19 protein-coding genes are annotated in these 21999 nt (G+C 72.1%); 11 read left to right on the top strand and 8 right to left on the bottom strand.

What is annotated here, in order from left to right; all coding sequences use genetic code 11:
* Positions 1-26: 26 nt before the first annotated feature.
* Positions 27-713, bottom strand: coding sequence for a DUF6445 family protein (locus tag N8I87_RS21080; protein ID WP_263210755.1), 687 nt, complete (start codon positions 711-713; stop codon positions 27-29).
* 230 nt (positions 714-943) lie between these two features.
* Here N8I87_RS21080 and N8I87_RS21075 point away from each other — a divergent pair, with 230 nt between their 5' ends.
* Positions 944-1687, top strand: a complete 744-nt coding sequence (locus N8I87_RS21075; RefSeq protein ID WP_263216575.1) for a DUF4142 domain-containing protein — start codon at positions 944-946, stop codon at positions 1685-1687.
* Between the two features lie 199 nt (positions 1688-1886).
* Positions 1887-2816, top strand: a complete 930-nt coding sequence (locus tag N8I87_RS21070) for an LAETG motif-containing sortase-dependent surface protein (protein WP_263210754.1) — start codon at positions 1887-1889, stop codon at positions 2814-2816.
* A gap of 87 nt (positions 2817-2903) precedes the next feature.
* On the opposite strand, the gene N8I87_RS21065 is transcribed toward N8I87_RS21070, so the two are convergent.
* The gene (locus N8I87_RS21065) at positions 2904-3872 is read right to left on the bottom strand and encodes a nucleoside hydrolase (RefSeq protein WP_263210753.1); all 969 of its coding nucleotides are present in this window, start codon (positions 3870-3872) and stop codon (positions 2904-2906) included.
* 59 nt (positions 3873-3931) lie between these two features.
* Positions 3932-5176: a threonine--tRNA ligase gene (gene thrS / locus N8I87_RS21060; RefSeq protein WP_317633484.1), complete on the bottom strand. Its 1245-nt coding sequence runs from the start codon at positions 5174-5176 to the stop codon at positions 3932-3934.
* 306 nt (positions 5177-5482) lie between these two features.
* Between thrS and N8I87_RS21055 the strand changes: the two genes are divergently transcribed.
* A complete protein-coding gene (locus N8I87_RS21055) occupies positions 5483-6259 on the top strand; it encodes a hypothetical protein (RefSeq protein WP_263210752.1) in 777 nt (258 codons plus the stop codon).
* 8 nt (positions 6260-6267) lie between these two features.
* Here the strand turns inward: N8I87_RS21055 and N8I87_RS21050 are convergent, their stop codons facing one another.
* Together N8I87_RS21050 and N8I87_RS21045 are read right to left on the bottom strand one after the other, a co-directional pair.
* Positions 6268-6990 (bottom strand): GAF and ANTAR domain-containing protein, encoded by a 723-nt coding sequence (locus N8I87_RS21050; protein WP_263210751.1) that lies wholly within the window; start codon positions 6988-6990, stop codon positions 6268-6270.
* A gap of 130 nt (positions 6991-7120) precedes the next feature.
* Positions 7121-8464, bottom strand: a complete 1344-nt coding sequence (locus N8I87_RS21045) for a helix-turn-helix domain-containing protein (protein WP_263210750.1) — start codon at positions 8462-8464, stop codon at positions 7121-7123.
* A 156-nt stretch (positions 8465-8620) separates the two neighbouring features.
* Here N8I87_RS21045 and N8I87_RS21040 point away from each other — a divergent pair, with 156 nt between their 5' ends.
* The 3 genes from N8I87_RS21040 (at position 8621) to N8I87_RS21030 (ending at position 12173) form a co-directional block, all read left to right on the top strand.
* Positions 8621-8776 carry a hypothetical protein gene (locus tag N8I87_RS21040; RefSeq protein ID WP_263210749.1) on the top strand — a complete coding sequence of 52 codons (156 nt, stop codon included), beginning with the start codon at positions 8621-8623 and terminating at the stop codon, positions 8774-8776.
* 73 nt (positions 8777-8849) lie between these two features.
* On the top strand, positions 8850-10091 hold the full coding sequence (locus tag N8I87_RS21035) for an amidohydrolase (RefSeq protein ID WP_263210748.1): 1242 nt from the start codon (positions 8850-8852) through the stop codon (positions 10089-10091).
* 117 nt (positions 10092-10208) lie between these two features.
* On the top strand, positions 10209-12173 hold the full coding sequence (locus tag N8I87_RS21030; protein WP_263210747.1) for a YncE family protein: 1965 nt from the start codon (positions 10209-10211) through the stop codon (positions 12171-12173).
* Between the two features lie 15 nt (positions 12174-12188).
* Here N8I87_RS21030 and N8I87_RS21025 read toward each other — a convergent pair whose 3' ends face one another.
* Together N8I87_RS21025 and N8I87_RS21020 are read right to left on the bottom strand one after the other, a co-directional pair.
* Entirely contained in the window at positions 12189-13244 is a 1056-nt protein-coding gene (locus N8I87_RS21025; RefSeq protein ID WP_263210746.1) for a hypothetical protein, read from the bottom strand.
* Between the two features lie 113 nt (positions 13245-13357).
* Complete coding sequence (locus N8I87_RS21020) at positions 13358-14551, bottom strand: PP2C family protein-serine/threonine phosphatase (RefSeq protein WP_411577261.1); 1194 nt, start codon at positions 14549-14551, stop codon at positions 13358-13360.
* Between the two features lie 80 nt (positions 14552-14631).
* Between N8I87_RS21020 and N8I87_RS21015 the strand changes: the two genes are divergently transcribed.
* The 5 genes from N8I87_RS21015 to metG all read left to right on the top strand — a co-directional run bounded on the left by N8I87_RS21015 (position 14632) and on the right by metG (position 21531).
* The gene (locus N8I87_RS21015; RefSeq protein WP_263210743.1) at positions 14632-15078 is read left to right on the top strand and encodes a hypothetical protein; all 447 of its coding nucleotides are present in this window, start codon (positions 14632-14634) and stop codon (positions 15076-15078) included.
* Between the two features lie 385 nt (positions 15079-15463).
* Positions 15464-16387: a hypothetical protein gene (locus N8I87_RS21010; RefSeq protein ID WP_263210742.1), complete on the top strand. Its 924-nt coding sequence runs from the start codon at positions 15464-15466 to the stop codon at positions 16385-16387.
* Positions 16388-16519: 132 nt separating this feature from the next.
* A complete protein-coding gene (locus tag N8I87_RS21005; protein ID WP_263216572.1) occupies positions 16520-17431 on the top strand; it encodes an endonuclease/exonuclease/phosphatase family protein in 912 nt (303 codons plus the stop codon).
* Between the two features lie 157 nt (positions 17432-17588).
* Positions 17589-19655: a VWA domain-containing protein gene (locus N8I87_RS21000; RefSeq protein WP_263210741.1), complete on the top strand. Its 2067-nt coding sequence runs from the start codon at positions 17589-17591 to the stop codon at positions 19653-19655.
* 160 nt (positions 19656-19815) lie between these two features.
* Positions 19816-21531, top strand: coding sequence for a methionine--tRNA ligase (gene metG / locus N8I87_RS20995; protein WP_263210740.1), 1716 nt, complete (start codon positions 19816-19818; stop codon positions 21529-21531).
* Between the two features lie 104 nt (positions 21532-21635).
* Here metG and N8I87_RS20990 read toward each other — a convergent pair whose 3' ends face one another.
* Complete coding sequence (locus N8I87_RS20990; RefSeq protein WP_263210739.1) at positions 21636-21983, bottom strand: DoxX family protein; 348 nt, start codon at positions 21981-21983, stop codon at positions 21636-21638.
* Positions 21984-21999: the final 16 nt, after the last annotated feature.

Genomic DNA, 21999 nt, shown 5'->3' with positions numbered 1-21999 from the left:
GCCCCGGCCAGGCTCAGGCCATCCGCTCACGCCATCCAGAAGAAGACGGCGGTCATCCGCTTCTCCTCCAGCGTCCTGCCGGAGTAACCGGTGGCGCTGTGCACGAGGTTGGCGTTGTAGAGGAGCAGCCGGTTGTACTTGTGCGGAACCCGTACGTCCTCCTCGAAGGCGTCGGGCGCGACGAACCGCGTCCCCAGGGCCTCGACGAGGTTGTTGTGCGGGGCCTGGACGACATTGCCGCCGAGGCGCCCGCCGGGCATCGACTGCCGGTAGAAGCTGGTCCCGCAGTCCTTGGGCACACCGGGGTTGAGATACAGCACGGCGGCATACCGGCACAGCGCACGCGAGTCGGTGTGCGGCCTAGGCTCGCTCTCGCCTTCGCCCACCACCTGCACGCAGTTGTGATTGAGGGTCCCGCCGCCGGGCGCCCGCTGCACCCACAGTTCCTTGGCGCCGGTGGCCTTCTTCACCAGCCGCTCCACCCGGCCCAGTTCGGCGGGTTCGAGCCCGGGCATGGTGCGCAGTCCCGGCCAGGTCTCCGACGTGTACGGATACCCCTGGACCCAGTCGTCCTTGGCGAGACACCGCTCCCGCACGGCGTCCACGTCGGGCAGCACGTCGTCCAGCACCCAGTAGTCACGGCCCTTGGTCGGCTTGCGATAGGGCAGGACGGGAAGAGGGGCGGGAACTCTGGGGGGAGGCTGTGGGGGCATGCGGCGAATCTAGGTCCGGGGCTCACCAGGACTCGCCCGCGAGGGGGTCAATGTTCCATCAACCGGCATCGCCGCTGACACGTACCCCCTCACACACCCGCCCCGACTCCCCGTAGATTTTGCCAAACCAAAAGACTCCCACACCTGCCGCATCCGTACTGGTGGCCGGGATTCACGAACGGCCAGGAGGCACGGTGCGCTTTTCGCGGAACGCGGCGGGAACTCTCTTCGTGGGCGGTGCCCTGATCCTGACCCTGGGGGCGCTCGTCTACCCGAGCATGCTGGGAGTGAGCAAGGTCTCCAGTTCGCCGGACCTGGTCATCGCCCAGACGCAGTGGGGGCCGTTGACCGAGGGCGACCGTGACTTCGTGGTCAAGGTGCGCGCGGCCGGTCTGTGGGAGTACCCGGTCGGTCAGATCGGGCTGCAGAAGGGCACCACGAAGGCGGTCGTCACCGCGAGCCGGCACCTGGTCGACGGGCACGCCGCACTGGACGCCTCCTGCCGCAAGATCGCGCCCATGCTGAACATCACGCTGCCCAACATCGCGAGTCCACAGCAGGAGGGCTTCGTCACCCAGCTGAAGTCCGAGAGCGGCAAGAAGTTCGACTCCGACTTCGCCAACATCCTGCGGATGACGCACGGTTCGATCTTCAACACCATCGCGAAGATCCGGTCCACCACCAAGAACACGCTCATACGTGCCCTGGCCGACCAGGCCAACGACACCGTGCTCGACCACATCACGGTGATGGAGAAGACCGGTCTGGTCGACTTCGACCAGACCATCTTCCAGCAGACCACCCCGCCGAAGCTGCCCGACGCCGACCTGACCCCACCGCCCCCGCCCGCCGGGCAGCCGCAGGTCGTACTCACCCCGCCGCCGAACGCCACGTCCAGCCCCCTGAACATCGACGGTTCCACCGGCGGCAGCGGTGGCGGCGCCACCCCCAGCCCCAGCCCCACGGTGGGCTAGCCGGCGCCCGGTCCTGTCTGCCGGAGGGGATCGTTCCCGATGTGGCGGAATTGTGACGGCGGCGTCAACTCCCCCCGCATCAGCGCAGGTTGACAGGTTCAAACCTCGGGAACCACCATGTGATCACGCCGTGCCGCATATGACCGATGGGGCCGGTGTCTCCATGCCGCTCTCCTCGGGCTCCTGAGATGGGATACGTATGTCCATAGCCAGACGTGTCACCGCGCGCCGCCTGCTGGGGGCGGGCGCCGCGTCGCTCGCCCTCTGCGCGGCCTCCGTCGCCGCCGCATCCGGCGCCTGGGCCCATGACACGCCCGGCGGTGACGGCTGGAAGTCCGGCGGCACCTACCAGCCCGGCACGGGCGCGGGCACGGAGACCGGCACCGACCGCTGCCAGTTCTCGCTCGACGGCACCTCGTTCTACGACTCGGTCAAGGTCGACGACCAGAACCTGAAGCCCACCGAGGACGGCAAGGTCCACATCAAGGTCCGCGCCGCCGGCGACGCCACCACCTGCACCGCCTCCCTGGCCTCCTACCTCGCCCACGGCTCCTCCTTCGCCACCTCCGGCGAGCAGGTCTTCGTCGACTTCGACTCAGTGACGGTCAAGCCCGGCCAGATGGACTCCCTCGACATCGCGGTGCCGGACGCGGGCTGCTTCGGCCAGATCGACCTCTACCGCGGCACGGTGAAGTTCGATGGCAAGGCGGACGCGAACGACGGCTTCGAGCACGGCGACCTGCCCAAGGGCCCGGACCACCCGGTCATCAAGGACAAGCTGATCGCGGCCTGGAACGGCGGCACGAAGGACTGCGCGACGACCGGGTCGCGGCCCCCGGCCACCCCCACCCCGTCCGCCCCCGAGTCCGCACAGCCCTCGACCCCGGCCGAGGAGTCGACACCGCCCGCGACGGGCACCCCGTCGACCGAGCCCCCCACCACCCCCGCCCCGAGCGCCTCCAAGTCGACCAGCGCTCCGGCCCCCACGCCGAACGGCGGCGGCGATGACCTCGCGGAGACCGGCGGCGGCACCGGCAGCGGCATCATCGCGGGAGGCGCCGCGGTGCTCCTCGTGGGCGGTGCCGCGATCGTCTTGGCGACGAAGCGCCGCCGTACGGCCCGCTCCTGATCCACCCCTGAACCACCCCCGAAACGAACGCCCCGGAGACCCCCGCTCCGGGGCGTTCGGCCGTCCGGCGGCGGAGTGTGACCGTCGCTAGGCCCGCTCCACCGTCTCCAGGTACAGCTTCACGTAGCGCTCCACGTCCACGTCCAACGCCACGTCCACCAGGGCCTGTTCGCGCGTGCCGTGGTGGATCTCCGACTCCCCGGGGCGCGGCCTGCGGTCGACGATCGTCTGGCCGCGGGTCGGGCCGAGGGCGAGGGAGACCTCGACCGGCAGCGGGCGGGTGGCGATGCCGGCCGGGTCGGCGACCGCGCACACGGCGCCCGCGTCACCCAGCCCGCCCGCCGGGTCGTCGCCGTCCGGGTCGGGGGCGGAGGGGCGGTGGGCCAGCAGCTCACCGGCGAGCCGGGTACCCGGTTCCGCGCTCGCCCGCAGCCGCCGCACCTCGGCCCCCGGGACCACGACCCGGGTGAACACGTCCAGCCCGTACATGGTGATCGGCACCCCCGCGGTGAGCAGGATCGCGGCCGCCTCCGGGTCGTGCCAGACGTTGAACTCGGCGACCGGCGTGGCGTTCCCGGCGGCCACCGCGCCACCCATGAACACGATCCGCTCGATGTTGCGGGTCACCTCCGGGTGGGTGCGCAGGAGCAGCGCGATGTTCGTCAGGGGCGCGGTCGGGATCAGGGTCACCGGCCGCGGCGAGGCGAGGATCTCGCGGCGCAGCAGCGTCACGGCGTCCACGTCGGCCGGGGCACGGGTGGGCGCGGGCAGCCCGAGGTCGCCCATCCCGTCCTCCCCGTGCACATGCCGGGCCGAGCGGGCCGGTTCGATCAGCGGCCGCGCGGCCCCGCGGGCGACGGGGATGTCCTCGGCGCCCGCCTGCTCCAGTACGGTCAGGGTGTTGCGGACCACCCCGTCCACGTTCGTGTTCCCGGCGACACAGGTGACGGCGCGCAGGTCGAGGCCGGGGTGGCGGACGGCGAGCAACAGGGCCAGGGCGTCGTCGACGCCGGTGTCGCAGTCGATGATCACGGGGATGGTCGTCCGGTCGGTCACGGCGGGGCTCCTTCTGTGGTCCCTCGTGCCTCTTCCCTCGCCCCGACCCTATGCGGGGTTCAGTCCCACAGCACGGTCCCGCGGGCCTCGACCCGGGCGGCGATCCGGGCCAGAAGCTCGGCGACGGGCAAGGTCCCCGGCCGACGGCTGTCCCGCAGCCGTACGGTCACCGCGTCGCCGTCGGCCTCGCGCGCGCCGATCACGGCCTGGTACGGCACCAGACGCGCCGCCCGGATCCGGGCACCGAGGCTGCCCTGCCCGGGGTCGGCGAGCTCGGCCCGCAGCCCCCGCGCGACTGCTTCCCGCACCACGGCCTCCGCGCGCGCGTACTGCTCGTCCGCGACCGGCAGCACCACCAGCTGCACGGGCGCCAGCCAGGCCGGGAAGGCCCCGCCGTGCTCCTCGACGAGGTGCGCGACGGCGCGCTCGATGCTGCCGATGACGCTGCGGTGCACCATCACCGGCCGGTGCTTGGCCCCGTCGGGGCCGATGTAGTGCAGGTCGAAGCGCTCGGGCTGGTGGAAGTCGATCTGGACGGTGGAGAGGGTGGACTCACGGCCCGCGGGGTCGGCGATCTGGACGTCGATCTTGGGGCCGTAGAACGCCGCCTCGCCCGCCGCCTCCTCGTAGTCCACGCCGGACTCGGCCAGCACCTCCTTCAGCAGCGCGGTGGCCCGCTGCCACAGCGCCGGGTCGGCGACGTACTTGCCGCCCTCACCGGGCAGCGAGAGGCGGTACCGGGCCGCGCGGATGCCGAGGTCGGCGTAGGCACGGGCGATCAGCTCCAGGGCGGCGCGGGCCTCCTGGACCGCCTGGTCCAGGGTGCAGAAGATGTGCGCGTCGTTGAGCTGGATCGCGCGGACCCGGGTGAGCCCGCCGAGCACACCGGACAGCTCGGAGCGGTACATGCCGCCCAGCTCGGCGATGCGCAGGGGCAGTTCGCGGTAGCTGTGGGAGCGGGAGCGGTAGATCAGGGCGTGATGGGGGCACAGGCTGGGACGCATGACGACCTGTTCGGAGCCCAGCTCCATCGGCGGGAACATGTCGTCGCTGTAGTGGTCCCAGTGCCCGGAGATCTCGTACAGCTCCCGTTTGCCGAGCACGGGCGAGTACACGTGCCGGTACCCGGCCACGCGTTCCGCGTCGCGGACGTACTCCTCCAGGGTGTGGCGTACGACGGCTCCGTCGGGCAGCCAGTAGGGCAGCCCGGCGCCCATCAGCGGGTCGGTGTCGAACAGGTCGAGCTCACGGCCGAGCCGGCGGTGGTCGTGCACGGTGGTCTCCTCGGTGAGGGAGGCGAACACCCCGTGAGCACGACGAAGCCCCGGGGCACTCGCCCCGGGGCTTCGGACTGGGTCAGCTGTCAGCGCGCCGGGACACTCTCCGGCGTCGTCGTGCGGAAGGGGTACGACAGGGCGCGCTGCATGGGCCGAGGCTAACCGGGCGCGGGCATACGGTCGATCGGTTTTCCGCACGGCACGCCGCGCCCCACCCGGACACCGCGCCTCACCCGGACGGCTCGTCGCGCTGGTGGCCGGGGCCGAGGGGTGATGCCGTGAGATCACACACGTACCCGGTCACCGGAACCGGCCCGCTCAGGAGGCCCCGCCATGTCCGTCCGCCCGGCCCGTCGCCTCGCCGCCTGCGTGTTCACCATCGGTGTGCTGGTCACGGCCTCCGGATGTCTGGCAGGCCGGCAGGGGAAGGCGGCCCGGCGGTCGGTCCCCGCCGCCTCCGCCGCCGGACAGCTCTCCCCGTCCGCCGGCCCCGCGCTCACCGCGGCCCAGGCGCGATCGGCCCTGATCACGGAGGCGGATCTGGGGGTGCCGTGGGGGCCGACCCAGGGAGCCGCGACCTGGCGGGACACGCTGCTGAAGGCGGCCACCACGGCCCCGCAGTGCCAGCAGCTGCTCGACGCCCTGTACGCCGACGAACTGCTGGTGCAGTCGCCGGGGGCGTACGCCGTGACCGCCCTCGACGACGGCGACGACCAGGCCCAGCTGCGCTACCAGGTGGCCGGCGACCGCCGGGTGGACCTGGACCGCACGCTGGCCTGGCTGAAGACGCTGCCGCGGACGTGCGCGCGGTTCTCGGCGGCCACCACCGGCGCGGGACCACAGACCGTCCAGGTCTACGAGGCCGAGCTGCCGCAGGTGGGGGACGCCCGGCAGGGTCTGCGGGTGACGCTGACCGGGGAGGCCGTCGACGAGGACGGCGACGCCGTCACCCTCACCGTGGACGTCGCGGTCGTGCGTGTCGGCGACGACGCGATCGTGCTCACCGAGGGCGCTCTGGGCACCCCGCCCTCCGATGCCGTCGCCCAGTCCCTCGAACTCGGCAGTCGGCGTCTGGCCCAGGTCCGGGAACAGGGACGCGCGCAGGCCTGACCCGGCGCTCAGTCCGCGTACAGGCTCCTGGGGTGCCCGACCAGGTCGTGCGCCACGTCGAGCACCGTACGGCCGCGCGCGAACGCGTAGCCGCGCAGCCGGTCGAGCGCCTCGTCCGCGGGAACCCGTAGCTGGGCCATGATCATGCCGACGGCCCGGTGGATCTGGTCGTGGTCCGCCGTCAGGCCGCTCAGCCCACCCCCGCCGAACGAGTCGGTGCCCGCCTCCGGGCGGGGCAGGGCGACGAGGGCGCGGGTCAGGACGCCCGCGAGGACCACGGCGGTGTGCAGATCACCGCCGTCCAGGTCGCCGGGCTCGGGGCCGTACAGGTCGAGGGTGCCCACGCAGACCGGCTCGACGCCCAGCGGTATCGACGTGACCGCGCGTACCCCGGCGGCCGTTGCCTGATGGGCGAAGACCGGCCAGCGCAGCACGGCCGGTACGGCCGTGAGATCGCGGGCGAGCACGGGCGCGGCGATCCTGGCGGCGTACAGGCACGGGCCGTCGCCCAGCGTGGTCTGCAGCTCGGCCATGCCCGCCGCCGCGTCGTCGCTCGCCCCGATCCGCACGGGCAGCCCCCCGACGCACAGCGACACGCTCGCGCCGGTGACCGGCAGCAACTCCACCGCCAGGGCGCACACCCGCCCGGGCGCGGCCCAGGGCGCCGTGCCCCGCAGCCGCTCGACGATCGCCTCGTCGACCCGCTGCACATCCACCGCCTCCTTCAGCATCGGCACAACCCGAAGGGCCCGGGCGGGCGACGCTCCCGTCGGAAGGGGGCACACCGGGTACCCACCGCACCGTGACCGAAACGGCCCCGCGCCCTCGGGGAGGGGGCTGACCGAGGGTCGTGGTGCCCCCTCACAAAGGCGGCTGCGCCGGCGCCGGACCGAGCGTCGTCGTGCCCGGGGCCGTACGGTGCCCCAGTCCCGTCCGGTACGCGTCCAGCGCGGCCTCCACGCGGCCGGTGCGGCGCAGCAGGTCGCCGAGCAGGCGGCACAGGTCGGCGAGGTCGCCGGCGGCGCCCGCCCGTTCCAGGAGGCTCAGGGCGCGGACGTAGTGCTCCTCGGCCGCCTCCGTCTCGCGGGCGTCCTCGGCGATGATGCCGAGCAGCCGGTGTGCGGCGGCGGAGTGCACGGCACCGCGTTCGGAGGACAGATCGCCCAGCACCCCGTGCAGCAGTTCGGCGGCCTCGTCGGACTTTCCGCGCCGGTGCAGTACGTCGGCGAGTTCGACGGCGACCTGGCTGCTGTAGAGGGCGGCGCGGGTGGCCGAGAGCATGGTCATGGCCTCCCGCAACTCGCCCTCGGCCCGCTCCAGTTCGCCGTCCTGGGCGTACACGTACCCGCGCATCCAGTGGCAGTTGGCGAGTTCGGTGCGCAGTTGCAGCTGGCGGTACAGCTCGGCCGCCTTGGCCAGTGAGGCGTCGGCCTCGGCGACCCGGCCCTCGGCGAGCAGGGTGCGGGCGACGGAGCGGTGCATCCGGGCGATCAGCGCGGGGTCGGCGACCTGCGGGGCGAGGGCCAGCGCGAACTCGGCGGCCTGGGCCGCGCGGGCATGGGCGCCCATGTCCATGTAGGGGCCGATGACGCTGGCGTACAGGAGCAGCAGGGCGTCGGGGTCGTGCAGTCCGCCGCGGTTGAGCTCGTCGAGCGTGGACTCCAGCAGGTAGACCGCGTACCGGAGTTCACCCGCGAGGTAGTGCGAGACGGCCCGCCCGCGCAGCGCGGGCACCCGGATGGGCAGCGGTTCCCCGGCCATCCGCTCCTCGGCCCGCTCGAAGTGCCCCCGGGCCCCGGCCAGGTCCCCGGTGTCCAGCGCGCACTCGCCGAGCCCGAGCAGCGCGGTGGCCTGCTCCAGCGGGAGCCCGTGCGCCTCCGCCTCCGCGAACAGGGCGGCGTACTGCGCGGCCGCCTCCTCGGCGGCCCCGGTGGCCAGGGTGCGCTGCGCCTCGGTGAGCCGCAGCCGCAGATCGGTGGCGAGGTGGGCGGGCCGCCCGATGGCCAGCTCCTCGAAGGCGACCCCGAGCCGCCCGGCGATGTGCCGCAGCGCGTCGTCGGAGGCGCGCACCCGCCCTGCCTCCAGGGTGGAGATATAGGCGGGCGTATAGGCGGGCTCGGCCAACTGCCGCTGGGTCAGCCCCCGTTCCGTGCGCAGCTGCTGCACCCGCCGCCCGATGATCGCCGGATCATCCCGCTCCTGCACCGCGAACTCCCCCCAACTGCCGCTGAACCCCTTGCCGTTAGGCTCCGCCAGCCCCTAGGTTAAACCGCGCATTAAGCATGCTTAACACGTCGCTGTCGTTGCGAGGTTGCCGTGCACGAACGCTACGGACGCCCCTCCACGCTCCCCCCTTCCCGCATGCGCTCGATCGGGGAGACCCCCACCGCCAGGGGCCTGGCCGCCGCCGTGGTGGCGGTGATCGCCCTGATCACGGCGGCGAATGCCGGCCCGGCCCGGGCGGCCGACGCCCATCCGGTCCAGCAGACCGTACAGACAGCCGAGACGGCCCGATAGAGCCGCTCCATCACTGGTACAGCGCGCCTCTCCCCGGGCCGCCGACCTGTGGCCCGGGGCCTACGCTGGCCCCGTGACCTCTCCCGCCGCTCGTACCGCGCTGGACCTCACCGCCGATCTCCCGGTCCCGGACCTGGAGCGCTTCTACCGGGATCTGCACCGGCACCCCGAGCTGTCCCTGCGTGAGCACCGCACCGCCGGGAAGCTGGCCGGGCGGCTGCGGGCGGCCGGGTTCGAGACGGCCGAGGGGGTCGGCGGGACCGGTGTCGCCGGGGTGCTGCGCAACGGGGACGGGCCGGTGGTGCTGCTGCGCGCCGACATGGACGCGCTGCCGGTCAAGGAGGAGACGGGGCTGCCGTACGCCTCGCGCACGGACGGCCTGATGCACGCCTGCGGGCACGATCTGCACGTCACCTGGCTCGCCGGGGCGGCCGCCGCGCTGGCGGCGGGGCGGGAGACCTGGTCGGGCACGCTGCTGGCGGTCGGGCAGCCCGCCGAGGAGACCGGGCAGGGCGCGCGGCGCATGGTCGAGGACGGGCTGTACGAGTGCTTCCCACGCCCCGATGTGCTGCTGGGGCAGCACGCGGCGCCGGGACCGGCCGGGCTGTATCCGCACGCGCCGGGGCTGATCATGTCCGCCTCGACGGACGTCGACATCGTGGTGCACGGCAGGGGCGGACACGGTTCGCGGCCCGAGTCGACCGTGGACCCGGTGGTGACGGCGGCGTATCTCGTCACGCGGCTGCAGAGCGTCGTCTCCCGTGAACTCGCCGCCCGTGAGCCGGCGGTGCTGACGGTGGGCCGTATCGGGGCGGGTACCCGGCACAACATCATCCCGTCCGAGGCGCGCATCGCCCTGAATCTGCGCACCCAGTCCGAGGCGGTGCGGGAGCGGATGCTCGCCGCGATCCGCCGTATCGCGCGGGGCGAGTGCCTGGCCGCCGGCTGCCCGCGCGAGCCGGAGGTGACGGTCGGCGGCACCTTCCCGGTGATGGTCAACGACGCCGACACCGACCGCAGGGTGGCCGCCGTGCACGGCGAGGTCTTCGGCGCCGGGACCGTGTTCGACCCGGGTGCGGCGATGGGCAGCGAGGACTTCCCGCAGCTGGCGGTGGGCTCGATCCCGTACTCCTACTGGTTCGTGACGACCACTCCGGCCGAGGTGTGGGAGCGGGCGCCCGGCGACGAGCTCATGGACAAGCTCCAGCGGGTGCCGAGCAACCACAGCCCGCACTTCGCGCCCGACCTCGCCACCGTGGCACCGGGTGTGCGGACGCTCGTCTCGGGGGCACTCACGTTTTTGTCAGTGGCATGACCTAGTGTTCCCCACCTAGTCTTCTCACATCCGCCACACACGGCTCACAGGGGACACACAACAGCCATGCCGTGTGGCGCCTTTCTTCATCATTCGCCCTGGGGGGTTCGAACCCGCGTGCGTATCCGCACTCTTCCCGCCGCAGCAGCCCTGGCGGCCCTCATCGGCTCGACGGCACTGGCCGTGCCGGCGTCCGCCGATTCCGACCGGCCCATCCCGGTCTCGGACACCAACGACATGGTGGTGGACGGGGTCCACCAGCACGTCTTCCTCAGCGACAGCTCGCACAACCAGATCGTCGTCACCGACTACTCCGGCAAGGTCGTCGGCACGGTCACCGGCCTGTCCCTGGTCAAGGACCTCGAACTGAGCCCGGACTCGGGCACCCTGTACGCCGCGGTCTACGGCGCCGACAAGATCGTCGCGATCGACACCACGCACCTCACGCAGACCGCCGAGTACCCGACCGGCGCCCTGACCATCCCCTCCCGACTGGCCTACGCCGACGGCAAGTTGTGGTTCGGCTACGGTGACCAGTGGGACTCCGGGCTCGGCGTGGTCGACCTGACCGCCCAGAAGCCCACGGTCACCCTCGACCTGGCGGCCGGCCACGACTTCGCCTCCCCGCCCGAGCTGTACGCCGACCCCGACAACCCGGGCACGCTGGTCGCTCTCGACGCGCACATCAGCTCCGGACCGATGGTCGTCTACGACATCTCCTCCGGTACCCCGGCGATCCGCGTGTCCGCCGACAAGGGCGGTTTCTACCACGACGCCGCCCTCACCCCGGACGGCCGGCACATCGTGGTGGCCGGCCCCGGCAACCGGGCGCTAACCGAGTACCGGCTCTCCGACCTGGCCGAGGTGCGGACCTACCCCGTCGCCTCCGAACCGGAGACGGTCAGCGTCGCCCCGGACGGCACGGTCGCGGCGACCGTCCTCGACACCGACGACCTCGGCGACACCTACGTCTTCCCCGGCGACACCGGCCGGCCCGCCAGTGTCCGCAACCTGGCCCACGACTGGATGCCGTGGGGCGGACACTCCATGAACTGGTCGGCCGACGGCACCAAGCTGTTCGTGCAGACGGGGACGGACACGTCCACCCGGCTGCACACCGTCGACGAGCCCCGCAAGTACGCCACGACCCTGACGGTGAACGCCCCGTCGACCGCCCCCCGGGCCAAGTCCCTCACCGTCACCGGCAAGCTCACCGCCGGCCTCGCGCTGCCCGCGGGCACACCGCTGAAGGTGACCCGCACGGACCTGGACTCGCCGAACGGCAAGTCCCTCGGCACCAAGTCCCTCGGCAGCGGCGGCAAGTTCTCCTTCACCGACACCCCGCCGGCCGGCAGCAAGGTCACGTACACGGTGACGTACGCGGGCGACGCCGCCCACACGTCCGCCTCGGCCTCCGACACCGTCGACGTCTCCCGGGCCAGGCCGACGCTGAGCGTCGACAACAACGGCAAGGTGTACTCGTACGGCGCCGACGTGAAGTTCACGGCGCACCTCGGGTCGACGTACAAGAACCGCACCGTGGAGATCTGGGCCGACCCGTTCGGCTCGGACAAGCCCAACAAGCTGGCCAAGAAGGGCACGGTCAACTCAAGCGGCAACCTGTCGGTCACCCTGGACCTGAAGCGGGACACCAAGGTCACGGCCAAGTTCAGCGGCGACGCCCGCTACCAGCCGCGCTCCGTGTCCAGCACGGTCGGCGCCAAGGTGAAGGTGTCCACGTCGGTCAGCCGGCAGTACAAGACGAAGAGCACGTGGGGCCACACGTACTACTTCTTCCACAAGTCCAGGAACCCGCTGTTCACGACCACGATGACGTACTTCCCCGGCCGTCAGCAGCGCCTGGAGTTCCAGGTGTACTACCAGGGCCGCTGGTACGACTCCGGCTCCCGGTACTTCCCGCTGGGCTCGAACGGCGTGTCCCGGGTGGAGCTGCGCGGCGACCACGGCCAGGACGTCGGCTGGCGCTTCCGGGCCCGCTCCTCGTACTTCAACAGCACCTCCGGTGACACCGTGAACTCCACCACGCACGGCGCCTGGAAGTACTTCACCTTCACCAGCTGAGGTACCGGCCGGGTCTCACTGGGTCTGGAGCTGACGCAGCTGCTGCTGGACATGGTCCAGCGCACCCTGCTTCCGCCCCGGCACCCTGAGCCTCAATTCCGCGAGCGCGGGCCCGAGTTCACGGGCCCGCGCTCTGTCGTCGATACGCCCCCACTGGTGGTGCGCCCGGTCCGCGGCCGCCTCCACGGCAGGCGCGTCCGCGGCCTGTCCGGCAGCCAGCCGGGCAGTGGCGACCGTCAGCCAGGTACGGCAGCTGCGTACCGCGTCCCCCGCGAACATCGCGAGATCCGCGCGGACTTCGGCCCAGTGCAGCGCGTCCTCGGAACCGGGCCCGTGCGCGCGCACCGCGGCCTGCTCCCACTGCGCGGCGAGCCCGTCGGCCTCCGCATGCCGCCCGGCCTCGACGGCGGCGGCGATGGCCGCGTGCGGATCACCGCTGTGCGGCACCCGCGCGGTCAGCAGGACGTTCGTGGCGGCCTCGGCCCCCAGCCGGACGACCGCCTCCTGGTGCAACTGCTCCAGCGGCGGCCGGTGCCCACTGCGCAGGATCGTCGCCACCGCCTTCATGTACGACGGCAGGCCGGCGCCGCGGCGGGACGGCGGCGGCGCGATGCGACCGTAAACGGCGTTGTTGCGGCCGGAGTCCAGTGGGTGGGCGGTCAAGTGCTCCCAGGTCTCGGCGTCCGCGTGCAGATCGACGAGCAACGTCGTGGCACCGGTCGGACGCAGCCGCAGCTCCTCGCGGATCCAGTGCCAGGGGAAGGCCGTGTAGCGGACGGTCGCCGGGGTGGTGCGGGCCAGCGCCAGATGGGGCAGGCTCTGACGGCGGTCCAGCTGGAGCTGGCCGGTGACGAACACGGTCAGCGGACCGGGGGCGGCCGCGGCGGCGCGCAGCCGGGTCAGGACGGCCTGCGGCTCCAGCGGGTCGGCGAGTTCGACCACGTTGGCGGTGTCCGTGCCGGACAGCACGGCGGGGGCGACGGCCGCGAGGACAGGGAGCACCGAGGCCGCGTCCACCAGTTGCCCACGGCCCATCGGCGAGGCCGCGAGCAGCAGCACGGTTCCGGGCATCGTCCCCCCTGTCGTCGGTCCGCGGTCGCCGGACCACGGTCGTCGGTCCTGGTGACCGGTCCCGGTCATCGGTCTGGGCAGCACCGTAACCGCTGCGGCTGCAAAGGGGGGTGTCAGGACGGCAATCGTCCCCCCAACGCGGCTCCTTGGAGCCGCCGGACCGCGAAGATCGTGGTGTCGTCGCCCAGATGACCGCCGCTGTGGCGCAGGACGCCGTCGCGCACATGGCCGACCAGGCGCTGCGGGTCGACGAGGTCGGGGTCGGCGGCGACGGCGCGGCTGACCTGGTCGGTGAGGGCGTAGTACACACCGTGGCCGTCCCGGGCCTCCGTCACGCCGTCCGTGGTGATCAGCAGCGTCGTGTCGGAGCCGAGGGTGACATGGGCCACGGGAGGCGCGCCCTCGGTGGGAACGAGGTCGTTCATGCCCAGCGGGAGGCGCTCGCCGGGCGGCAGGGGGCGTACGCCGTCGTGGCCGACCGCGAGCGGGGGTTCGTGGCCGAAGTTGACGACCTCGACCGTGCCGGGCCTATCGTCCGAGAAGCCGAGCAGCACGGCGGTGGCGAAGCGGTCGGCGTCGTCGCGGCCGAGGGCGGTCGTGTGGCCGCGGTGGCGGAGCATTCGGATCTCCAGGCGGGCGGCGACGGTCATCAGATCCGGTTCGTGGTACGCGGCCTCCCGGAAGGTGCCGAGCAGCGCGGCCGCGGTCTCCACCGCGCCCAGGCCCTTGCCCTGCACATCCCCGACCAGGACGCGGGCGCCGTACGGGCCGGGCTGGATGTCGTAGAAGTCGCCGCCCACCCGGGCGTCGGTGTCCGCGGAGAGGTAGACCGCCGCGTGCTCAAGACCCGCCCAGTCCGACGGCAGTGGGCGCAGCACGGTACGGCGGGTGGTCTCGGCGACGTCCTGCATGTGCAGCATGCGCTGCACGCCGCGCACCCGTATCGCACAGGCCAGCGTGGCCAGGACACCACCGAAGGCGACCAGGATGAAGTCGGGCAGGCCCGCGTGGTACTCGTTCGGATAGGCGCTGTCCATCACGACGTACACCACGACCGAGACCACCGCGAACGCGGCCGTGGTCCACACCCCGCAGATCGCGGCGGCGATACCCGGCACCAGGACGATCCAGGAGGTGATCCGGAACCGCTCGCCGGTGTAGAAGTCGATCAGCGCGATCGCGACGAGCAGCAGCAGCGGTGCCAGCCAGGCCACACTCCGCCCATGGATCCGCAGCAGCTGCTGCCGGCGCAGGCCCGGGTCGTCGGTCACGCGCCTCAGCCAAACACGCCAGGGTTCTGGTCGCATCCGGACCCCTTTTCCGACTTGCCAGGCGGTCCCCCCAGGTGTGCTCTGGAAGGCGGGGGCGAGGAGAGAGGAGTGCTCTCATGGCTCATGCGGCACCCGCGACCGGTGCGGTGACCCGGCGCGGCGCACTGCCCGACGTCTTCAGCGAGCGGACCCATGCGATCGCCAGGTGGGCCACGCCCGCGGTACTGGGGCTCGTCTACGGGTACTGGGCCGCGGCCAACACCCGTTACGGCGGCCCCATCACCGGCTGGAACCTGCTGTTCGGCTTCGTGACCGCGATCGTGTTCTTCGCCGTGTACATGGGTGTGCAGGCGCTGGCCCCGCGGATGCCGCGCGAGGTGCACGCGGTGCTGTGGGGCGCCTTCGCGGGCATCGCGGTCGGCTTCCTGTTCAGCCTGAGCGGCCGCGGTCACACGTGGCTGGCGTCCACGATCCTGGGCCTGGTGATCGGCGCGGTCGTGTTCTGCACGCTGTTCTATCGCTACTACACACACGAGGACGCGGAGGGACACAGAATCCACTGATGCACTGATCCACGGATCCGTACACCGATCCGCCGATCCGTGCACCGGATCCGCCGATCCGTGGGGCACGTGCGGGCCCCGGCCGGACTGCCGGGGCCCACACGCTCCCCTGTTCCCTCCTCATCGGCCGCCGAGCAGGCTCCAGATGCTCGACGGCGTCCAGGCGGCGGTCCACGCGGGTGCCGGGCTCGAAGCCCGTCCTCCCCCACCACCAGGAAACACCCGTTCGGGTGATCCCTCCACCGGAGCGCATGGCCCCCACCCGCCTGAGGGACCGTCGGAGGGACCCCCGTTCGGCTGGACTCACTCCCCCAAATGCCAATAAATACCTCCGAATGCAGGCGTACCGCTCGCGCTCCCGGTCCCCAGGCTCTTGCCTGAAAGCGTGCCCCCACGCCTCAGGAGCGCCCTGTCGGCGGCGCTGATCGCCCTGTCCTGCCTCCTCGCGCCGTTCGGCGCGCTGGCGGCCTGGGCGGCGTACACGCTCGCCGACACCGGCCGGTACGTCACGACGATGGCGCCGCTCGCCACCGACCCGGACGTGCGCGACGCCGTGGCGGACACCGTCGGGGCCGGAATCATGCGCGAGGTCGGCATCCGGTTCGACACCCGCCGCATGCGCGGCACGGTCGGCCCCTTCGTGCACGACGCGGTGCGCTCCTTCACCCAGACCCGGGCCTACCGCCTGGCCTGGGACGCGGGCAACCGGGCCACGCACGACGCCGTCCTGCGGGCGCTGCGCGACGAGGACGGCGGCGTGGAGAGCACCGTCTTCGTCGATCTCGCCCCCGTCACCGCCCAGGTCAAGGAGCAACTCGCCCAGGACCATGTGCCGCTCGCGGCCCGCATCCCCGTCGAGCACACCGCGGTCGCCGTGCTCCCGGCAGGCCGACTGACCCCGTTCCGGAAGGGTTTCCACGTGCTCGAAGTCGCCGGTTTCTGGCTCCCCGTCGCCTCCGTCGTCCTCGCGGTCGCCGGGATCGCGCTCGCCGTCCACCGCCGCCGTGCGATCGTCGCCACCGGCCTGGGCACGGCCCTGGGCGGCGCCCTGCTCGGCGTCGCCCTAGCCGTCGGCCGCGGCCTCACCCTCGCCGACCTGCCCACCGACGTCCCGCCCGCGGCCGCGGGCGCCGTCTACGACGCGCTCACGGCCACCCTGCGCACGGTGTCCTGGCTGCTGGTGGGCCTCGGCCTGACGGTGGCACTGACCGTCTGGCTGACCCGGTACGTGCGCGCGGTGCGCCTGGTACGACGCCGGCGCGCGGCCGCGACGACAGCCGCCCCGGCTCCCACCCGCGCCGAGGTGTGACGGCGTACCCTCGGCCTCGTGACCTACCAGCCCGTCCGGGGTTCCGGGACAAGGCCGTTCGGTCCGAACGGGGAGTACGGGGACGACCATCCCCGGCGAACGGGGCGAGGGCTCCGCGTATGGGCCGCCGCGCTGCTGCTGGCAGGCGTGAGCGCGGTCGTCGGCTGCCGCTTGGCCGACACCGACGGCGTCACCCCCGTACCGCAGCTGCTGGCCTTCCTGCCCTGGCTCCTGATCCCCACGGGTGTGGCCCTGCTGTGCGCGCTGCTCGCGCGGTGGTGGCCGGGGCTGGTGTGGGGGGTGGCCGCACTCGCGCTGCTGGCGTGGTTCATCGAGCCGTACGGAAAGAGCACGGAGCCCACCGGCGCGCCCCTGGCCCGGCTGCGGGTGCTGACCTCGAACGTCGAGTTCGGACGGGCGACCGACGCCCTCGCCCCCGAGATCAAGCACCTGCACCCCGACGTCGTATTCGTCCAGGAGTGCGACTACACCTGCCAGGCCACCCTGGAGCGGGACTTCGGCGGCACCTATCCCCACCGACAGGCGGTAGAGGCGGGCGGCTCTGCGGGCTCCCTGCTGCTGAGCCGCTTCCCGCTGGAGGGCACCGACGGCGTCCACGGCACGATGGGTATGCCCGGCGCCGTCGCCGACGTCCAAGGACACCAGGTGCGCCTGCAACTCGCCCACCCCATGCCCCCGTTGCCCGGACAGCTCGGCGTCTGGCGCCGTGAGCTGGGCCGGTTGCGCGACTTCGCCGAGGCCGACGACGACACCCCGACCGTGCTGGCCGGCGACTTCAACGCGTCCCAGGACCACGCCGCCTTCCGCGACATCCTCGACACCGGCCTGTACGACGCCGCCCGCCTGGCCGGACACGACCGCACCCCCAGCTGGCCCGCCCGCACCTCCCCGGTCCTCGGCGCCCAGATCGACCACGTCCTGGTGTCCCGTGACTTCTCGGCGACCGACGCCCGCTTCCTGCGCCTGGCCGACACCGACCACCGTGCGCTGGTAGTCGACATCACGCTCCATGAGCGGCAATGACATGAAGTAACGGTAAATGACCCGGATCGGCCCAAGGGAGCTGGAGCTCTCAGCGCAAACCTGACCCTCCCCAAGATCGCCCCCGAGGGCCGCTAACCTTACGTGTCCGTCCTGGCCAGGGATTGACGGGCATCAACTCACGCGAAGGGTTGCGCACATGGGCATTCTCACTCTCCTGCGGAACGCATTCGGCCGGTCACGCAAGACGCGTACCGCCGAGGCAGAGGGTGCGGATCGAGTTCCTTCGCAGGAGCAGGAACCGCAGGTCACACCCCCCACCCCCCACGTCCCCGAGCCCCGCACGTCCGCCCAGGACGAACACGAACTGGTCTCGGCGGCATTCAACAACGTAACGGTCCCGAAGCAGCAGGACGGGACGGATGCGGATCTGGAGCCGGTGGCTGAGGCGGAGCCGGTGGCCGAGGCGGAGCCTGAGCCGGTGGCTGAGGCCGAGCCGGTCGCCGAGGCGGAGCCGGCGGCTGAGGCCGAGCCGGTGGCCGAGGCGGAGGCCGGGGCTGCCCCTGAGCCCGTGGCTGAGGCGGAGCCGGTCGCCGAGGCGGAGCCTGAGCCGGTGGCTGAGGCCGAGCCGGTCGCCGAGGCGGAGCCTATGGCGGAGGTCGAGGCTGAGGCGGAGCCTGAGCCCGTGGCTGAGGCCGAGGCTGAGGCGGAGCCTGAGCCCGTGGCTGAGGCCGAGGCTGAGGCGGAGCCTGAGCCCGTGGCTGAGGCCGAGGTCGAAGCGGAGCCTGAGCCCGTGGCTGAGGCCGAGGCTGAGGCGGAGCCTGAGCCCGTGGCTGAGGCCGAGGTCGAAGCGGAGCCTGAGCCCGTGGCTGAGGCCGAAGTCGAGGCTGAGGCGGAGCCGGTGGCTGAAGCTGAGGCGGAGCCCGAGCCGGTGGCCGAGCCCGTGGCTGCGCCCGAGCCCGTGGCTGAGGCCGAGGTCGAAGCGGAGCCTGAGCCCGTGGCTGAGGCCGAAGTCGAGGCTGAGGCGGAGCCGGTGGCTGAGGCCGAGGCGGAGCCCGAGCCGGTGGCCGAGGCCGAAGCGGAGCCCGAGCCCGTGGCTGCGCCCGAGCCCGTGGCTGAGGCCGAGCCGGATACGGTCGCCGAGGCGGAACCTGTCGTGGAGCCCGAGCCGGTGGCAGCGGCCGAGGCCGAGCCGGAACCGACCACGGAGGCCACCCCCGAGCCCATCGCCGAGGCCGAGGCCGTCGTGGAGCCGGAGCCGGTGGCCGAGGTCGAGGCTGTCGTGGAGCCCGAGAGCACCCCCGAGCCCGAGCCGGTGGCCACCGCAGCGATCGCACCCGCGGACGCCGACGGCGAGGACGCCCCACAGGGGCCACCCGCACTCGACGACGAAACCCGCACGGGCGGTGCGGGTGGGAACGACCCCGCCGAAGGCGAAGCCGAGGCGGAGGCCGCAGCAGCCAGCGCACCCGCGGACGCCGACGGCGAGGACGCCCCACAGGGGCCACCCGCACTCGACGACGAGACCCGCACGGGCGGTGCGGGTGGGAACGACCCCGCCGAAGGCGAAGCCGAGGCCGACGACGCCGCCAAGGCCGCCGAGGCCGACGCCGACGCCGAGTTCCCGGAGGGCCCCGCCCCGGGCCTCGCCACCGCCTACAAGGCCGCCGCAGCCACCCTCACCAAGACCAACCTCACCGGCACCCGAGCAAAGCTCTACCTCGTGCTCGACCGCTCCGCCTCCATGCGCCCGTACTACAAGGACGGCTCCGCCCAGGCCCTCGCCGAGCAGACCCTCGCCCTCGCCGCCCACCTCGACCCCGACGCCACGGTCCACGTCGTCTTCTTCTCCACGGAAGTGGACGGCACCACCGACCTCACCCCCACCGCCCACGAGAACAAGATCGACGAGGTCCACGCCGGCCTCGGCCGCATGGGCCGTACCAGCTACCACGCCGCCGTGGAAGCCGTACTCGCCCACCACGACAAGGAAAACGACGCCACGGCCCCCGCCCTGGTCGTCTTCCAGACGGACGGCGCCCCCGACGCCAAGACCCCCGCCACCCAGTCCCTCACGGCCGCCGCGAAGAGCCACCCCTCCGTCTTCTTCTCCTTCGTCGCCTTCGGTGAGCACGACAACAAGGCCTTCGACTACCTCCGCAAGCTGAAGACCGGCAACACGTCGTTCTTCCACGCGGGCCCGACCCCCCGCGAGCTCACGGACACGGAGCTGTACGAGGGCGTACTGGCGAACTGGCGCCCGTAACCCCGCGTGAACGCCCCATAACCGAACAGCGACATCCCCCGACCACCACCCCATGCCGCCCGCTTCCCACCCCGTAAAACGGGAAGCGGGCGGCATACACATGTCGGCTACGATTTCAAGGTTCGTACACACCACGACCGCGACCTGGGAGCAGCCCCCGATGGCTCGACACCTCATCACCAGCGCCCTTCCGTACATCAACGGGATCAAGCACCTGGGCAACATGGTGGGGTCCATGCTCCCGGCGGACGTGTACTCCCGGTACCTCCGCCAGCGCGGCCACGACGTGCTCTACATCTGCGCGACGGACGAGCACGGCACCCCCGCCGAGCTGGCCGCGAAGGAGGCGGGCCTCTCCGTCGCCGAGTTCTGCGCCCAGGCGCACGACGCCCAGAAGGCGGTCTACGACGGCTTCGCGCTGGCCTTCGACTACTTCGGCCGCAGCTCCAGCGCCGAGAACCGCGACATCACGCAGCACTTCGCCCGCAAGCTGAACGAGAACGGCTTCATCGAAGAGCGCGCCATCCGCCAGGTCTACTCGCCCGCCGACGGCCGCTTCCTCCCGGACCGCTACGTCGAGGGCACCTGCCCCCACTGCGGCTACGACAAGGCCCGCGGCGACCAGTGCGAGAACTGCACCCGCGTCCTCGACCCCACCGACCTGATCAACCCGCGCTCGGCGATCTCCGGCTCCACGGACCTGGAGGTCCGCGAGACCAAGCACCTCTTCCTGCTCCAGTCGAAGCTCCAGCACGAGGTCATGGAGTGGGTCGCCCGCCATGACAACGACTGGCCGCAGCTGGCGTCCTCCATCGCCCACAAGTGGCTGACCGAGGGCCTGCACGACCGTGCGATCACCCGTGACCTGGACTGGGGCGTCCCGGTCCCGGCGGACACCTGGCCGGAGCTGGCCGCCGAGGGCAAGGTCTTCTACGTCTGGTTCGACGCCCCGATCGAGTACATCGGCGCGACGAAGGAGTGGTCGGACCAGGACCCGGAGACCCGCGACTGGAAGTCCTGGTGGTACGACGTCGACAACGACGTCCGCTACACGGAGTTCATGGCGAAGGACAACGTCCCCTTCCACACGGTGATGTTCCCGGCCACGGAACTCGGCGTACGCGAACCGTGGAAGAAGGTCGACTACGTCAAGGCCTTCAACTGGCTGACGTACTACGGCGGAAAGTTCTCCACGTCCCAGAAGCGAGGCGTCTTCACCGACCAGGCTCTGGAGATCCTCCCGGCCGACTACTGGCGCTACTTCCTCATCGCGAACGCCCCGGAGTCGGACGACTCCTCGTTCACGTGGGAGCACTTCACCGCGACGGTCAACAAGGACCTCGCCGACACCCTCGGCAACTTCGTCAACCGCGTCCTGTCCTTCTCCCGCAAGCGCTTCGGCGACGACGTCCCCGCGGGCGGCGAGCCGGGCGAGGCGGAGGCGAAGCTCGGCGAGGAGATCGCGCGTCTGCTCGCGGAGTACGAGGAGCACATGGAGGCGCTCCAGTTCCGCAAGGCGGCCGCCGCGCTGCGCGCCCTGTGGTCGGCCGGCAACTCCTACCTGGAGGAGAAGGCCCCCTGGCTGGAGATCAAGACCGACAAGGACGGCGCGGCCCTCACCCTGCGCACGGCGATGAACCTGATCCACCTGTACGCGGTGGTCTCGGAGCCCCTCATCCCGAGCTCGGCGGCCACGATGCGCGCGGCGTTCGACCTGAAGGACGACTCGGCCGTGTGGGTCTCGGCGGACGAGGCGAAGTCCCTCTCCTCCGTCCCGGCCGGCACGCCCTTCACGGTCCCGCCGGTGCTGTTCGCCAAGCTCACGGACGAGGACCTGGAGACGTACAAGGAGCGCTTCGGCGGCCAGGAGGGCTGACACCGTGACGCCCCGGAACCCGTCGTCGTACTAGCTCACGGGGGCGGCCCTCTTCCTGCGGCTGGAGGAGGAGCCGGGCGAATGACACCGCCCGGCTTCTCCCCTCAGACCGAGGCACCAAGAACAAGCGCACCGACCACCGGGGCCGCGTAGACGAGCGGGAACGGGATGTGTGAGTACCACCGCGCCCGTGCCACGGTCACAACGGCCCCGGCGAAGTAGAGCACCAGCCCCACCCCCGCCGCTACCCCGATCACCGGCACGAACAGCCCGACAAGCAGCCCCACGGCCCCGGCGGCCTTGGCCAGCCCGAGCAGGGTCCACCACGACTTGGGCACCCGGTACTCCTCGAGCAGCTTGACGATCCACTGGGCCCGCAGCAGCAGGACGGCACCCGAGAAGCCGGACATCAAAGCGGCGAGGACGGTGACGACGACATAGGCGACGCGCATGAGGAGCTCCGTTCGA

The sequence above is a fragment of the Streptomyces sp. HUAS 15-9 genome (assembly GCF_025642155.1).
Lineage (GTDB): Bacteria > Actinomycetota > Actinomycetes > Streptomycetales > Streptomycetaceae > Streptomyces.
Note: the sequence above shows the minus strand (reverse complement) of the source record. Positions and strands in the feature narration are given on the sequence as shown.

Bases quoted from the DNA above. Each gene is read 5' to 3' on its own strand.
- N8I87_RS21070 (WP_263210754.1), top strand. From the start codon at position 1,887: ATGTCCATAGCCAGACGTGTCACCGCGCGCCGCCTGCTGGGGGCGGGC.
- N8I87_RS21055 (WP_263210752.1), top strand. From the start codon at position 5,483: ATGTCCGTCCGCCCGGCCCGTCGCCTCGCCGCCTGCGTGTTCACCATC.
- N8I87_RS21000 (WP_263210741.1), top strand. From the start codon at position 17,589: ATGGGCATTCTCACTCTCCTGCGGAACGCATTCGGCCGGTCACGCAAG.
- N8I87_RS20990 (WP_263210739.1), bottom strand. From the start codon at position 21,983: ATGCGCGTCGCCTATGTCGTCGTCACCGTCCTCGCCGCTTTGATGTCC.
- N8I87_RS21020 (WP_411577261.1), bottom strand. From the start codon at position 14,551: ATGCGACCAGAACCCTGGCGTGTTTGGCTGAGGCGCGTGACCGACGAC.
- N8I87_RS21080 (WP_263210755.1), bottom strand. From the start codon at position 713: ATGCCCCCACAGCCTCCCCCCAGAGTTCCCGCCCCTCTTCCCGTCCTG.
- N8I87_RS21025 (WP_263210746.1), bottom strand. From the start codon at position 13,244: ATGCCCGGAACCGTGCTGCTGCTCGCGGCCTCGCCGATGGGCCGTGGG.
- N8I87_RS21015 (WP_263210743.1), top strand. From the start codon at position 14,632: ATGGCTCATGCGGCACCCGCGACCGGTGCGGTGACCCGGCGCGGCGCA.
- N8I87_RS21040 (WP_263210749.1), top strand. From the start codon at position 8,621: ATGCGCTCGATCGGGGAGACCCCCACCGCCAGGGGCCTGGCCGCCGCC.
- N8I87_RS21050 (WP_263210751.1), bottom strand. From the start codon at position 6,990: ATGCTGAAGGAGGCGGTGGATGTGCAGCGGGTCGACGAGGCGATCGTC.
- metG (WP_263210740.1), top strand. From the start codon at position 19,816: ATGGCTCGACACCTCATCACCAGCGCCCTTCCGTACATCAACGGGATC.